The 15483-nt window shown below is 65.1% G+C and carries 11 protein-coding genes; 4 read left to right on the plus strand and 7 right to left on the minus strand.

What is annotated here, in order from left to right:
• Positions 1–10: 10 nt before the first annotated feature.
• From AC0QR5_RS05850 to AC0QR5_RS05860, 3 genes are read left to right on the plus strand one after another with little or no spacing between them, the layout of a single operon-like run.
• On the plus strand, positions 11–619 hold the full coding sequence (locus AC0QR5_RS05850; RefSeq protein ID WP_045247672.1) for a hypothetical protein: 609 nt from the start codon (positions 11–13) through the stop codon (positions 617–619).
• A complete protein-coding gene (locus AC0QR5_RS05855; RefSeq protein ID WP_045247671.1) occupies positions 597–815 on the plus strand; it encodes a helix-turn-helix domain-containing protein in 219 nt (72 codons plus the stop codon). The genes AC0QR5_RS05850 and AC0QR5_RS05855 overlap by 23 nt, the downstream gene beginning before the upstream one ends.
• Positions 808–1998 (plus strand): tyrosine-type recombinase/integrase, encoded by a 1191-nt coding sequence (locus AC0QR5_RS05860; RefSeq protein WP_045247670.1) that lies wholly within the window; start codon positions 808–810, stop codon positions 1996–1998. The genes AC0QR5_RS05855 and AC0QR5_RS05860 overlap by 8 nt, the downstream gene beginning before the upstream one ends.
• A gap of 400 nt (positions 1999–2398) precedes the next feature.
• Here the strand turns inward: AC0QR5_RS05860 and AC0QR5_RS05865 are convergent, their stop codons facing one another.
• From AC0QR5_RS05865 to mobF, 6 genes are all read right to left on the minus strand, one after another.
• Positions 2399–3496, minus strand: coding sequence for a hypothetical protein (locus AC0QR5_RS05865; protein ID WP_292860825.1), 1098 nt, complete (start codon positions 3494–3496; stop codon positions 2399–2401).
• Positions 3493–5739: an ATP-binding protein gene (locus AC0QR5_RS05870; protein ID WP_329863509.1), complete on the minus strand. Its 2247-nt coding sequence runs from the start codon at positions 5737–5739 to the stop codon at positions 3493–3495. The genes AC0QR5_RS05865 and AC0QR5_RS05870 overlap by 4 nt, the downstream gene beginning before the upstream one ends.
• Positions 5736–7565 (minus strand): DNA cytosine methyltransferase, encoded by a 1830-nt coding sequence (locus AC0QR5_RS05875; protein ID WP_329863507.1) that lies wholly within the window; start codon positions 7563–7565, stop codon positions 5736–5738. Before AC0QR5_RS05875 ends, AC0QR5_RS05870 begins: the two co-directional genes overlap by 4 nt.
• Positions 7566–7712: 147 nt before the next feature.
• The gene (locus AC0QR5_RS05880) at positions 7713–8174 is read right to left on the minus strand and encodes a very short patch repair endonuclease (RefSeq protein WP_329863506.1); all 462 of its coding nucleotides are present in this window, start codon (positions 8172–8174) and stop codon (positions 7713–7715) included.
• 32 nt (positions 8175–8206) lie between these two features.
• A complete protein-coding gene (locus AC0QR5_RS05885; protein WP_329863505.1) occupies positions 8207–8557 on the minus strand; it encodes a sulfate permease in 351 nt (116 codons plus the stop codon).
• 155 nt (positions 8558–8712) lie between these two features.
• Entirely contained in the window at positions 8713–12249 is a 3537-nt protein-coding gene (mobF, locus tag AC0QR5_RS05890) for a MobF family relaxase (protein WP_443089722.1), read from the minus strand.
• Positions 12250–12494: 245 nt separating this feature from the next.
• On the opposite strand from mobF, the gene AC0QR5_RS05895 reads away from it, so the two are divergent.
• Complete coding sequence (locus AC0QR5_RS05895; RefSeq protein ID WP_329863501.1) at positions 12495–13565, plus strand: DNA cytosine methyltransferase; 1071 nt, start codon at positions 12495–12497, stop codon at positions 13563–13565.
• Positions 13566–14168: 603 nt separating this feature from the next.
• Here the strand turns inward: AC0QR5_RS05895 and AC0QR5_RS05900 are convergent.
• Positions 14169–15461 (minus strand): IS256 family transposase, encoded by a 1293-nt coding sequence (locus AC0QR5_RS05900; protein WP_400588025.1) that lies wholly within the window; start codon positions 15459–15461, stop codon positions 14169–14171.
• Positions 15462–15483 lie beyond the last annotated feature (22 nt).

The following is a 15483-nucleotide window of genomic DNA, read 5'->3' on the forward strand; positions in this document are numbered from 1 at the left end:
AGGGAAAGCCATGAGCACCATCGTTGCTGAGGACGCCCCGGAGTTCGACGAACCCGAGCCCGAACCCGCACTCCACGACGCGGAGGAGACGGGGAAGCGGCCGGCGTTGTCTGATCCGGACTCACTGCCGGGGCCACCGCATCCGGTGAACTGGAACCTACTCACCGCAGATGAGGCCGGGGCCGAGTGGCTCGAACTCGACCGGTGGGTGAACTGGCTCCGACGCACATACGGCCTGCCCGCGAGTGTGGTGCCGCCGTTCTGGTACCGACACCCCGAGCTGTTGTGGGAACTGTCCGCGCTGCACCTGCACTGGCTGTGCGCCTACGACCCCGATCAGAACGGATCCGCACCCAACGGGTGGCATCGCGACTTCGCCGACACCCGGCAGCGACTCCGCGACTGGGTCGCCGCGAGCAGCACCCGACTGGATCGCGACCGCCCCACCCGGCAGACCACCTGGCCCGGCGAAGCCCCTGCACCGACGGTAGATGACATCGTGATCGCCGATCGGGCCGAAGACTTCGATGCCTTCGTTGAAGCCGATCTTGCCCAACGGCAGGCGGCCGAAGACGCCTTCTACGCGAGTCTCGACGATGAACGCCCCGACCGTCGTTGACCACGGTGCGGGTCCGGTCGAGACGTTGTGGTGTGCGCGGGATGTCGCGGAGTTCTTGAACGTCTCCCAAGCCACCCTCTCGCGCTGGCGACGGGAAAAGATCGGGCCGCCGTTCCTGCGCGTCGGCGGCGTCTCTCGCTACACCCCAGCCACAGTGCGCGCCTGGGTCACCGAGCAGGAGAACGATCATGGCTGACCCTCGCAACAGGCGGATGCCGCCAGTCGGGGTGAAGCTCACCACCGATGTCGAACGCCGCACCGACGGATTCCGTGCCCGCGTGCGATGGACCGACCCTTCCACGCATAAGCGCGTCGGCCGCGTCGCCCACGTCCGCAGCCACGAGGAGGTCGAGGAGTTCTACGATCAGATGCGGGCAGCGACCGAAACCGGTGCGGACACCACCATCACCCTCACCGACTACGCCACTTCCATCGGGGATCGGTGGCAGCGAGGCCTGGACCCGACCTCCACCGCCGAGCTCTACGACACCGGACTGCGACTGCGGGTGTTGCCAGCGCTCGGGCACGTTCGGGTTGCGAAGATCACCGCGGGGATGATCGACCGCACCATCGACACGTGGGAGGCCGAGCACTCGGCCTCGACGATCAAGAACTCCATCGCCCCACTCGTCCGGGTGCTTGATGAAGCGGTGCGCGACGACATCATCTCCATCAACCCCGCCAAGCACCGCGCACGCCGTAACCTCGGCAAACACGTCACCCAGACCACCGGCGCGCTACGACAGTACGCGCTTCCGGATTTGGCGACGCTGCGGAAGCTCGCGACTGAGTGCGGGGAGGTGCATCAGTCGTATTCCGATCACGTCATGCTCGCCGCGCTCCTGGCCGCCAGGGGTTCAGAGGTCGCAGGGCTGCGGGTCGGGGATGTGGACTGGGAGAACCACATCGTGTGGATCAGACGCCAGCACTATCCCGGCAAAGGCGGCCTCGTCATCAAACAGACCAAAGGCCGGCGCGATCGCCCGGTGCCGATGCTCGACGCACTCGAACCCGTCCTCGAACGCCTCACCACCGACAAGAAAGACGACGACCCGCTCTTACGCGGGCCACGCGGAGGCGTCCTCACCACCGCCACCGTCAGAGACGCCACCCGCTGGGATGACCTCGTCGCGGGCCTCAACCTCACCGGCCTCACCCGGCATGGGCTCCGGCACACCGGAGCGACCTGGATGGCCGACGCCGGCATCGCCCTGCATGTCCTCCAAGAGATCCTCGGGCATCAGTCGATCGAGACGACCAAGGGGTATCTGCACCCCGACCACCGCCACCTCGCCGAAGCTGCCAGGCAGGCCAACCAGTTCCTCTCCAAGACCCCCACGAGGAAGGATGCGAGCCGCCGCGACGGACCCCGTCTGTGACCACGAATGGAACCACGCTCCGACCCTCCCAGAAGGGGGCCGGAGCACCGTCGCGCCCGCGATTTGGTGCACCTCTCGGGCACCTTTTGGTGCACTCCACAGCCGAAGTCACTGAATGGAAGTGGACCAATGCGCGAACGAGCAGCACAGGCAAATGAGGGAAGTGGACCAGCCAGTGACCACCCTCAGAAACGACGAAGCCCTGGTGAAAATTGCTTCTCACCAGGGCTTTTTGTCGGGATGACAGGATTTGAACCTGCGACCCCTTGACCCCCAGGTGCCAGGAGTAGGGCTCATAACCCACCTGACCTGGGGTTTTGTGTTTCAGGATCGCGCTTCGCACGTCACGTTTTGCAGGGTTTGCACGCGGTTGGTCACTTGATTGGTCCACTCAGCCGAGTCAGCTGGCCGCCGGCTGACCGCCCAATAGGCGCTGCTTGACACGTTCAGAATCGAGGTCGGGCACTCCAATGCGTCCACGGACGTGGCTATGCTGCACTAGCAATGCCTCAGCAAACGGACTGACGAGTGATGCAACCCAGGCGAAGTGGTCCAGCGCGTCAACCTCGACCGCCCTCACGTTCTCTAGGTCGATCACCAAATCTGGGATCTCGCGGAACGCAGGGAGGAAGTGGAACCTCCCGTGCGTCGCCCTGAGGACATCCTGATCCAGGCTCTTCCAACGGTCCTTCTCGTTATTACTGCCAGCGTTCGCGCTCGCCCACCTCTGATACTTCGGGTGCTCCGCAAGTGGGCTGGCCTTGGCGAGAAGAACGTAATCGACCTTGTCCTGCTCGAAGTCACATGCAGGCGTAAGAACTACCCACCAGGTCTGGTCCGTTGCGCGAAGTACGTCACCGGGTGATCGGCGGTCCGATGCGGGTGGATACACGTAGCGATGGCTCGGGTGAGTCGTGAACGTCTGGTCACGATCCTCGTCAAGGATTCGAGCGAGCCTACTGAGTAGCACTTGAGTGATGCCCGCGGAGTCAGTGTCTCCGGTGTACTCCGCCCAGTTCGGGGCAAGTTCCGTCCACATGTGCTTTCGGAGCACGTCCGCGGCATGCTGTTCAATATCGCTGATCGTGGTCAGCGCTCCGCTTGCAACGGCTGCTTGAATAGCGGCCGGAAGCTTGACCGTCTCCTCTTTGGTAACCACCGTCACCAAGGGACTCATCTGCTCATGATTTACCTTTTCGGGTAGAGCCGTCCAGAACACAACCGGCGCGAAACAGGCTTCCTTGATGTCCCGATAGACAGCTTGCCCAGCAGTGTCGTCCTCTGTCACAGACTCAGAGGCGTCGCGACGGACATCCAACACGACCACGTCGCTTTCACGCGCACGGACGCGTGCGAATCCCCTGTCGAAATCTGTCTCTACCGAGACTTCAACTTCGATCTCGTCGCTCTCTTCGAAAGCGTCTTCAATCTCGCGCCTCGCGTCTGCGGCGAGGTCAGCCTTGTCCTCGATGATGAGGACACGTACCTTCTTCTTCATTGGACCCGCCTCCTGAAGGTGGCCTCGAAAGTCGCGCCGTCGAGAGGACCTTCGTCAACAAGAATGAGCTGGCCTTCGTAGATGTCCTCGACGAGGTTTCCTACGATGCTCAGGCCGAGCCCCACGCCTTCCGGCTTGCTGGAGAAGTAGGGGTCGAAAATGTGCCCACGGACCCCCTCCGCCACCCCGGGTCCAGAGTCGCTCACAACGAGGCTCAATGAGGAGTCATCGTTCAGTCGGGCGGCTGCGATCACCTTCCGCTCGGTCCCCTTTGGCTGAGTTGAGGTCCAGTAGATGGCGTTCTGGATGAGATTGATGAGGACTGTCAACATTTCAGCTTCATCGAGTTTTACGGCGACTGGGTCACCCTCTCGAACCAAGTCAACGCCGCGATCGTCGGCTTCCTGCTGGAGGATTGAGATTGCCTTGTCGATGACGTCGCTGGTGCTGATTTCCTTGGGTCGTCCGCGCTTGCGGCCGCCGAAGGGTTCGATCTGCTTAAAGAGAGAGGAGAGCAGATCGGCTTGGGTCGTCGTGTCCGACATGGCTGTCGCAGCGATCGTGACTTTCTCGCTGTCGGTGAGGTTCTTCTTGTCGAGGTCGCGAGCACCAAATCGCGCGATGTTCTTGAGTCGTGTCACCACGGTTCGGCCATCGTGGAGGACTCGATCAATAAGTGCCCCGAGAGTGGCAAGTCGGGAGTATCGCGACAAGACGTTCTGAACCTCGGTTACTCCTTCTTGGATGTCGCGGTTCTTGTCGTCGATGAGTCCGATGAGACGCTTGTCGCCAGGGTAGCTCTGGGCCAAGGCGGTGCGAATCTCCCCAAGGTCGAACCGTTCGAATAGGCCACCCTTGCTCTCCCCGGGCTCCTTCTTGGGGTGGCGCGCGGCATAGCGTCGCGTCTCAAGCTCAACGAGAGCAGCTTTCACCAGCGTCTGGAGGTCCGAGTAGGCGGTGCCAGCAAGTATGCCCTCGCGGTTCGACTGGTCCTTGAGTCCTTCGTTCGTGTCGGCACCGATGAAGACGTGACCGATGATCTGGTTGTTCGACACCCGACGGGTCGGCGTCTGGACGCGTCGCAGGTCGAGCCCGAGCCAGTCATCGCCGCTTTCACCGAATGGAAGGACTCGAAAGCCATCTCGATAGATGCTGACACCGGCAACCTCGCTAAGCGTGTCACGGAAGCCCTTCAAGTCCTTCGCGCTGGGCGCTGCACTCTCGGCACCGGTCTCCTGGAGGGTCCGCTGGATGGCTGTCTTGTCTCGGTCCCAGACATTGATCTCGAAGTCGAAGGGTCCTGCATGTGGGGAGCGCTTCTCATCGGTCCACAACTGTTTGACGCCGATATCCTCCTCCAGCGGAGGGTCCTGTTGTGCGTAGCGAAGCGTGGCGGACCCCTGGGCATCCACGAAGCCGGTGAGGCTGTAGTGAGGGGTCTGGAGTTCAGACGATGGCTCGATCGGACCAGCGAGGTCTTCTAGTCCCTCCTCGACGTCAACCAGTTCCAGGATCACCTGGAAATCGGGCTCGGCATCTTCTGTACTCGCGAGGCTTGACACTGTGCCAGGACGGGGCCGTATCAGCCGCGTCAGCGCCGTGCGCAGTTCAAGAAGGTCCTCGCGATCCCACGCACGAGAAAGGCGGTCAATCTGGACTACGGTCCCGCGGCCGTGGTGCCAGGTCTCGTTTTCGGCTGCGGAGAAGGTGTCAATGGCTGCGCCGGAGTCAGAGAAGACGTCGGGTGCTCCGACTTCCCAGGCGACCTCGATCTGATCGAGGTACGCGTCCTCGCGATCGAAGTCCGTCCAGTCGATCAGGAGCTTGACCTCGTCAGCATTGGTCATCCTGGTGACGAGCATCATCTCGTGCCCGAGCCGGGCCGCGGCGAGTCGACCGATGCCCTTCTCGCCGAGCACTCGTCGACCTCTGTCGCTGCGAGGGCGTCGTCTCTTGGTGTCGGTCGCGATGTCGAGCCACGAGCGTTGGAGTGTGGCGACGTCCATGCCGTGGCCGTCATCCCATACCTCGATGCGACCCTTCCCTTCCTCCAGCGGGCCGTGGAAGCGAATGAGAACGACGCTGGCGTCGGCATCGTAGGAGTTCTTGACCAGTTCGATCAGAGCGACCTTGTCGCTGCTGATCAGGTCGCTGCCAAGTGTCCGGAGCAGCCGCGCCTTGGGACGGAGCGCGCCACTGCCCGAGGGTTCATGGCTGACGGCCTGCTGGACATCGGCACTCATGAGACTCGCTCTCCCCTGGACTCTGCTGGGTGTGGAGTGGCGGGGTCGAGGATTCGGGCGCGCGCCTCGGAGACAGTGATCGCACGGATCGCGCACATCCTCAATGCAGCTTCGTCGCCGCCGGAGACCAGTTGTGCGAGCGCAACCTTGATGTCAGTCCGCAGACCGGTGTGCCCTTCGGGGAGCTCCATCAGGAGGGTCACGACTTTGCTGACGTGCTCGTTGACAAGAAGTTCGTTGCCACCGCGCAATAGCGAGAACACGCGGTGCTGTGCGTCGCCGAGCATGGCTGCAACGCGCGGTGTCCAGTCCACAGACGGGCTCTCGCGGACGATGCCTCGAAGCTGCCTTACAGCGTCCCTGCGGGTCTTGCTGAGCGTGTGCACTTCGATGTGCTGGAGCGACTCGATGGAGAGGTCCGGAACGCCTCGGAGCGGTTCCATGAGCGACGCGGCGGTTGCAGCAGGAAGTCGGTGCATGTCAAGCAGGGCGGCGAACGCGGCAGCAGCGGCCGTCATGTCCGGCCCAGGGTAGAGCCACCATGCCGTCTGTCTCTGCTCGACGGCCCACAGCGACAGCCTCCGGCGCAGATCGGGAAGTCTGGGCTGCTCCTCGTGCGGCTCCGCGAGGGGCAGGATCGCCTCTGCGACGGTCCGGCCCAGTGCTGGCGGGACTGCGTTGCCGATCTGTCGAAATGCGTCACTGCGGGTCCCTGCGAAGCGGAAGCTGTCTGGAAAGGTCTGGATACGTGCCGCTTCGCGGACGGTGAGTGTGCGGTGTTCCTGTGGATGGATGTACCAGTAGCCGTCTTTGGCGATGTGAGCCGTGATCGTCCTACTCAGGTCGTCCCAGTCGAGGCGCTTGTACTTGTCGTTGAAGGTGTCGGAACGATATCGGCGCAGGTGCTCAGGGAGGTCCGAGTACAGGGTTGAGGAGGTCATGAGCTGGAACGCCTCGCGGTCATCGTCCCGCACCGGACGTGTCATGTGGTCGTAGATGATGTCCGCGTCGTCGTCATGGAGGGTCTTGGCCAGCGCGCTGAATGGTTGGCCCATGTAGGGCAGTTCGCGCGCACCGGTGGTTTCGTCGAGCGAAGGAAGATCCTCGATCGCATCGCGGACGGTCGGGCGGTGCTCCATAGGTGTGGGCCAAGCCGGCAGAGCCCCATCATTGCGTGCCTGGAGGATGAAGCGCTTGCGATGCTGCGGGACTCCGTGACGCCATGCGTCAAGGAGCCGATAGTCGACAACGTATCCGGCGCTTTCGAGGATGTCGGCGATCGCCCTGATGACGACGAGGTCATCGCCGATCGCCATGTCGGGGACGTTCTCCATGAGAACTGCGCGCGGTTTCAGTGCCAAGACAACATCGATGAACGACCGCCACAGTTCCTTCCGGGCGTCGATCTCGTCGCGCACGCCGTCGTTGATGAGGCTGCGAATCTTCGCCCGTCCAGCACGGCTGAAAGGCTGACATGGGGGGCCTCCGGCTACGAGGTCAATCCCAAGCGGGCGGAGGTTCTCGATGAGCGCGGCCACCTGGGATGGCTCAGCCATGTCGACTTCGAGTGCTTTGCCCCGGAAGTTGGCTCGGTGTGTCTCCAGTGCCGCCGTATCATGATCGACCGCAGCTACGACCGTCCACCCTGCGGCCTCGACGCCCGCTCCAAGACCTCCCGCGCCAGAGAAGAGGTCAACGGCGAGGGGACGCCCGGAGGACTTCTCTCGCCGACACCACTCCTCGAAGCTGTCGTCGCCTGGTGCGTCCGGGTGCCTCGGGAGGACGAGCGGCACTGAACGCTCCAGCTTTACTGCGTATGTCGCCAAGCTCCAGCGCTCCTTCCCGTCTAGACGTCCACCTCCAGGAGAACACGACCAACGTCGTCGTGGCGCGCGACTCGCCGAGCCGACACGCCACCTCCCACTACCTTACCGGTGCGTGAACAGAGGCACGACTGACCGCGCCACGGTGGATCACTGGTTAGCCACGCCTGGGCGGAGGGCAGTCTGGGCGTACCGGTGGGGTCGGTCTCGTATCTCTCTGACGATACGATCCGCCACCGACACCGGGTCCTCATGCTCCCAAAAACGCAGTACGAGCCATCCACGATCCTCCAGCAGGGTCGTCGTTTGTCTGTCTCGTTGCTCGTTACCGTCGATCTTCTCGCGCCAGAACTCCTGGTTTGTGACTGGCATCGAGAAGTGGGTCGGACACTTGTGCCAGAAGCAGCCGTCGATGAAGACGACCACGCGCATACGAGTGAAGAGCAGATCGGCGGTCCGTCGGATTCCGATCTCTGGTCGCGCGTTGACGCGGTAACGCAGCCCTTGTGCGTGCACAAGATGCCGCACAGCGAGCCCAGGCTTGGTATCGCGACCGCGGTTTCCCAGCATCGTCTTGCGTGCCGCGAGACTAGACGCCCAGGAGTCGCCCATGTCTCAAGGTTATGTCCGTTCTGCTGTTCTCTCTATGCGGCGAGACGAGCCACACGTTCAGCCTGGCATGCGCGGCGAAGCCTGGCACGCTCACGGATCTTGGTGCGGATGAGCAGGACCGCGGTGATCGGTCCGTTCAGGATCAGCTTGATCGAGTTCCACCCGCACAACAGCACCAGAAGGTTGAGCCACCCAGGCCCACCGGCCTCGATGGTCGTGACGCACCAGTGGGCGGCGAGCAGGTATGGGATTGCGAGGAGCATCGCTGGGATGCCCCAGCGCAGTCCGCGGCGGGTGCGGGTGACGGCGAGCAGGAGGTTGGTGGGCGCGTAGCTGAGGATGCTGTGGGTGCGTACGCTGGCCGCCCAAATGAGTCGGAACATGTGCATAGTCCTCTCAGGAGTTCGACGACAAGAACCTGAAAGGACCACCCACTGCTGCGGGGGGTCATACCGTCGCGGGGAGCGACAGCGCCAATATAGAGGCCGCCTCGTCATCCACTGTACGGCTCGGCCCTGACATCGGGAAGCGCACTCGTTCACAGAGAGCGGCGCACCGGCTCCCGCCCGTGCCGCCGCTGCGGCTCCTCCCCCGGCCCTCGCACGAGGTCGCGTGCCCGATCAAGGGCGGCGCGGGCGCGGGCGGCCTCGATCTTCTGTGCATCGTTCTCGGCCGGCGCCCCGAGTGGCGCCGGGTCCGCGATGCCGTAGCGGTCGCGGTACGCGGCGACCGTGCGGGCCAGGCGGCGCCAGGTCGCGGCGGTCTTGGCGTCCTTCGGCGGGATGCCGAGTGCCTTCGTCCACCCCTGCTGTTCGGTGAGCGCGGCGTCGAGGATTGCGTCGGCGCGGGTCTCGATGAGGTCGCGTCGTTCGGTGAGTGCCTGCCGGAACTCGCCGCTCATGGTGCCGGTGGCTTCGGGGATGAGTCCGGCGATCAGCTGGGGCGTCATACGGGCGCGGCCGGACCCGGCGGGGCGGGCGGTGGCGCGAGTCACGCGGTGGTGGAGGACAGCGGCGATGTCGTCGGCATCCGTGAATCCGCGCGCTCGTACGAGTCGCGGTAGCAGAGTTTCGATGTCATGGTGGTTGGCCTCGGCACGGCGAAGCTCGGCAGTCAAGGCGCCGAACGCTGGGGAGCTGATCGCGGCGTCCGCGTCGTCGTCGGTGAGCCCTGATGCGCGCACGAGGCTCGCCCACCTGTCGTGTTGGGCTGCGGCGGCGATCGTCTCGTACTCCGCGGCGAGTTGGCCGATGTTCGCCCAGGCGTCCTGTTCGGCGGTGATGGTCTCGTGGGCGGAGAGCTCGGCGCCGCCGTGCTGGAGCACCCCGAACAGCATCGACCTCGCGGTGGCTTCGGTGTTGTCGCCGGGGTGCGGGCCGTGGTGGGAGTCGTCGGGCTTGTCGGTTGCGACGTAGGCGAGGTTGGCGTCCCGGCCGCGGGTGAGCGCGACGTACAGGTTCTCCCGCGTCATAGATGGGTCGACCAGGACGTGCGAGGTGTTCACCGTGATGCCCTGCGCCCGGTAGGACGTCACCGCGTAGCCGAGGTCTAGGTGTTCGGCCGCGTAGTCGGCCGGGAGCACGACCGACCCGCCCCATCTGTGCCCGGCGCGGCGGAGGGTAACCGAGCCGTCGTCGCGGATGTCGGTGACGCTCCACCTGTCGCCGTTGCGGACCCAGGATCGGCCGGCACGCAGGCGGCGGTCGTTACGGCGGGTGATGACCGTGTCCCCGGTCGCGGCGCGCGTGCCGTCGTGCAGCTCGACCTCGCGCAGCGCGTTCACCGTGCCGTCGAGGATCAGGTCTGTGCGGGCGCGTTGGTTGAGCGCGAGGACGGATTCGTTCGAGTCGCTGACCAGCACGCTCGCCCTCCCCGCGAGCCGGTCGGCGCGCCAGGCCGCGTACGCGGCGTCGATCATCGCCTCCGTCTCCCCGCCGCTCACCCGGCCGTGCTCCATGTAGGTGTCGATGACCTCGGTGTGACCGTGCCGCAGGCCGAGGGATGCGGTCTTCTCCCACGGGTTGGTGAACCTGTGGATGTCGACCAGCTCGGGCGCGTCGTCCCGATCGTGGACCAGCAGCGAGAACGCGCCGCCGGCGTCGACGGACTGGAGCTGCGCGTAGTCGCCCACGAGCAGCACCTTCGCTCCCGCCTCGGCCGCCAGCGCGGTGATCCGGTCCAGGGAGAGCGTGCCGGCGAGGGACGCTTCGTCCACGATCACGAGCTGATCCGTACGGAACGACTGGCCGGTGCGTTGATGGACCTCCCACCACTTCGCGGTGTTCTCCGTCGCGATCCCCAGGTCGTCAGCGAGGACCTGCGCGGCGACCGCAGACGGCGCCAGCCCGACCACGCTGCCGGGTCCGTGCTCGTGCTCCCATGACCGCCGCAACGCGGACATCGCCGTGGTCTTGCCCGCGCCGGCCGGGCCGACCAGGACATCGACGACGCGACCAGACACGGCGACCGACGCGAGCGCGGCGGCTTGGTCGTCGCCGAGCACTCGCCCGTCCCGGTCGGGCCTGGCGGCGATCCGCTCCACCGTCGCCAGCGGCACGGTCGGGCCGGTCCTCATGCGGGCGCGCTCGAGGAGACGGTCTTCGGCGGCCAGCAGGACTTCGGAGGAGAACACCGTCGAGTGCTTCGGCCGGAACACTGACATGCCATCCGGCCGGCGGAACGCCACCGGGCTCGTCGCGAGCTCCGGCGGCGTGAGCCGCAGCGACGCGGCTTCGGCGGCCTCCACGACCAGGCCGACGATCGCCTCCCGATCCACAGTGGACGCGAACCGGTAACCCATCGTCTGCCGAGCCGCCTCAGCGGTGAGGTTCCACCGCCGCCAGGTCGACCGCTTCTCGCCCACCACCTCCACGACCGACTGGCCAAGGGACGCGATAACGTCCAGCGGGAGGTCGTCGGCGCGCAGCAACAGCGGTGCGCCGTTCGCCGCGACCGTGCGCGCCCATGAGGTCGCATCCGCGCCGAGGATGCGACCGGCACGCGCCCGCCACTCGGTAGTCAGATCGACGAGGGATCGGACCTGCTTCTCGGGGCGGGTGGTGAGGGTGGCTTGGGCGCGGAGCTTGATGATCGTCGCCGTCGAGGGCTGCCGTCCGTGCTTGTCGACGTACTCGGCGAGGAGCCGGTTCTTCTCCGCGTCGATGTGCCGGGATCGGGAGGAGAACTCGACCACCAGCTCCTCCGGCACGCTGGCGACCGCCCACGCGGGATTGCGGTCGCGGCCCATGTCCCGCGCCTCCCACTCGACCCCGAACGCGCGAGTGAGGTGGTCGGCGAACACGGCCTTGTGCAGCTCGGAGAGCGCGACGGTCGCGGCGTGCATGGGCCGGCCGTCGAGGGAGCGCCACTTGCCGTCCAGGACGGTCTGCACCTTGTTGCTGATAACGACGTGCGTGTGCAAGTGCGGGTCGCCCGCGCGGGAGTCGTAGTGGTCGAACGCCGTGGCGACCAGACCCCGCACATCGACCTGCGCAACGGCTCCATCGCGGGCGGTTGCGCCGGTGCGCGTGGCTGCAACCTCCCGCTCCATGAACGCAACCACCTCCGCAACCGCCGCATGGTGCGCGTCCGCGATCAACGCCTGCGTCCCCGCATCCGCAACCGCCCAGAACACCGAGGCTGACTTCGGGATCGAGAACGTGAAGTCATACCCGGCGACGGCGCGCCGCGTCCCCCGCCCCGCTTCTTTGGCCTCGATCTGCGCGACCGCCTCGGCACGCGAGGCCGGCCCAAGGTGGCGATCGAGGGCCGCGGTGCGCTCCTCGACGCGCTCCGCCGCGGTCTTGTACGCGGGATACGCCAGTCCGAGCGGGTCGCCGGTGACGGGGTTCCGGCCCATCCCGACAAGGAGCTGGAGCTGGGACTCGGAGACCTGATCGCCTTCCACGATCACCCCGCCCAGCGCTGCGACGCCCGCGCCGAGCCAGCGACCCGGCGGACTGCCCTCCTCGGCGTAGTACCTCGTCAGCGGCGTGGACAGAGAGCGGTCGCCGTCGCCTGCGGCGACGGTGCGGAGCAGGTACTTGTAGCCATCGCCTGCCGACATGACGCGCATCGAGACCGTCACCCGCTCACCTCCCATCGCTCAACGAGGAGGTGAGCGACCGCCGCCGGAAGGCGGCCCGAGGACCTGCAAGACGCGTGGTAACTCCGAGGGGCGGTCGGAACGACCTGCATGAGCGGTGACGGTTCGACCGGCTCAGGATGGTCGATGGGGGGCGAGCACCTGGCAGGTGACCAGCCTGGTGTCGAGTTCGCGAGTGGACCACGGCCAGGGATCACGAACCTGTCGGAGTCCTGATGCGCCAGCCGAACAACGATCACCGTCTGCGGGTCGGGTCACTGTTCTCCGGGTATGGCGGTCTCGACCTCGCCGTCGAGGAAGTCTTCGACGCCCGCACGATCTGGTTCTCCGAAATCAACGAACCTGTTGCCCGTGTCTTCGCCCACCATTGGCCCGACGCTCCGAACCTCGGCGACATCACCACGATCGACTGGCAGACCGTCGAGCCAGTCGATGTGCTCTGCGGCGGGTTCCCTTGTCAGGACGTCTCCACGGTTGGCAAGATGGCCGGCCTTGCCCCCGGTACCCGATCCGGTCTCTGGGCACACATGGCGACCGCGATCGAGAAGCTGCAACCAGAGTGGGTCGTCATCGAGAACGTACGCGGCCTGCTTACCGCAACCGCGTCCCGCCCGGCCCCGGAAGGAGACGACGATGGACGACGCAACCCCGAACCTGAAACCCCCGCAGGTGCAACCCTTCGCGGTGTGGAGCCCGACCCGTGGGGTCTGGGAGACCAGCCAGCCCGACCTCTACGGGCACTTGGCGCCGTACTCGGAGACCTGGCCGACCTCCGGTATGATGCGAGATGGATCGGCCTACCCGCGTCCGCAATCGGCGCACCACACCCCCGGTTCCGCATCTTCATCCTCGCGAACCGTACTGTTCCGAACGCCGCTCGCCTCCGACTCCGCCAGGGGCGGGGAGACTCTGGATCTGGTGAAGGCCAGGCGTGGCACGATCACCCTAAGCCATCAGGTGATAGACCTCGCGACCAGGCGCAGTCGTCGGTCGTCGGAGGCAACCTTCGCGCTGATCGCCGAGTTTTTCGGCAGTGGGGACGATACGGCCCAGCCATCTTCCGATGGGAACGAATCATGGGACGAGTAGCGCCGGCGCCGACAGTACTGAACGACAGAACCGGACCACGCCCCGCCCCAGCGTTTGTGGAGTGGATCATGGGCCTGGACGCTGGTTGGGTGACCGACCCCGCGCTTGCGCTCACGCAATCGCAGCAACTTGCGGCGTTAGGTAATGGCGTCTTGCCAAAGCAGGCCGAAGCTGCCCTCCGAGCGCTGATCGGATGACAGCAGGGCGAATTGTCAAAGCAGCATGTATGCCTTGGTCGGAAATGGCGCGACGATGGGTCGGCGGTAGGTGGCGACGATCACAGTCTGGGACCATACAACGACAAGTTCCGAGCGGTGGTGGGCGGGCCTCGACTGCGGGCTCATTCGGAGCGCGTGGTGGCCTGTCGTCGCAGCAGTGACCCACACGGCAATCGGTGGGGTTGCTTCGCGATTCGTCGTGGCGATCGTCGTTACCGCCATCGTTGCGGCGTTGCTCGTTGCGCTTCGCGCGCAAGCCTCCGACACTGCCTCTCAAGTAGCCGAGAAGTGGGCTGAGTTGTGCTCCATTGACCGACTCGCGGATCTGTGAAGCGAGACTTGATCGACGACTGCCATCAGCGCCACAGAGACACCTAATGGTGTCAGCAGCGCGTGTGGAAAACCGCCGATCAGGCGGGAGGCTTGTATGAGTTCCGTTTGGAGTGCTATACCGCGGCGAAAGCCTCAGCGACGATCACCGTGTGACTCCTGCAGATTCCTCCGCTCCTCCTCGTCCCTTTCATACCTCAAGGGCCGTTGACAAGGGGACTATCTCATTAACGGTGTATCCGGCGGTTTCTTTTAGTAGCTTTCAGCGGCCGGGAATCGGTCGCTGAAAGTGATGGCGAAGGCGTTCAAAGCGGGCTTCCAACGCACGGCCCATCGGGTCTTGCCGGCACCGGTCGGATCGAGGGATCGGGTGACCAGATACAGGCACTTTAGCGCAGCCTGCTCGGTGGGGAAATGACCCCGGGCCTTCACGGCGCGCCGGTACCTGGCGTTGAGGGATTCGATCGCATTGGTCGAGCAGATCACGCGCCGGATTTCCACGTCATAGTCCAGGAACGGGATGAACTCCTCCCACGCGTTCTCCCACAGCCGCACGATGGCCCCGTATTTCTTGCCCCAGCGCTCGGTGAGCTCCTCGAACGCCGCCCTGGCGGCCGCAGCGTTCACGGCGGTGTAGATGGGCTTCACGTCCCGTTTGAGCGCGTCCCAGTCCTTCTTCGAGGCCAGGCGGAAGGTATTGCGGATCAGGTGGATGATGCAGGTCTGCACGGTTGTCAGCGGCCAGACGTTGGTGACGACTTCGGGCAGGCCTTTGAGGCCGTCGCAGACCAGGAAGAAGGTGTCTTTCACGCCGCGGTTCTTGATGTCGGTGAGCACGCTCATCCAGAACTTCGCGCCCTCACCGCCGGTGCCGGCCCACAGGCCGAGGATGTCCTTCTCACCCTCCAGCGTCACGCCGATCGCGGCGTAGACGGGCCGGTTGGCGACCTGCCCGTCGCGGACCTTGACGACGATGGCGTCGATGAAGATCGCCGCGTAGACCTCATCCAGCGGCCGGTTTTGCCACGCGGCCATCTCGTCGAGCACCCTGTCGGTGATCCGCGAGACGGTCTCCTTTGACACGGACGCACCGTAGATCTCGGCGAAGTGCGCGCTGATTTCCCCGGTGGTCAGGCCCTTGGCATAGAGCGACAGGACCATCTCATCGACACCGGTCAGGCGGCGCTGACGCTTCTTGACGATGACCGGTGAGAAGGTCCCTTCCCGGTCCCGCGGCACGTCCACCTCCACCGGGCCCGTGGTCTCCGTCAGCACCGTTTTTGGGCGCACGCCGTTGCGGGAATTCGCGGTCTGCTTCCCTGCCGTATCGTGCTTTTCATATCCGAGATGCTCGGTCATTTCCTCATCGAGCGCGGTCTCGATCACGGTCTTGGTCAGCTGCTTGAGCAGACCGTCCGGCCCGGTCAGGGACAGGCCCTGTTCCTTCGCCATTCTGACCAGCTCGCGCGCAGCGTCGCCCTCGGATACTTCTGTCTTCTTTTCAGCGGTTTTCGTACTCGGCACAGCCTCAAGTGTTGCGGCCATATCGGGCTCCTCCCCGCCAGGC

The organism is Arthrobacter sp. J156 (assembly GCF_056172865.1).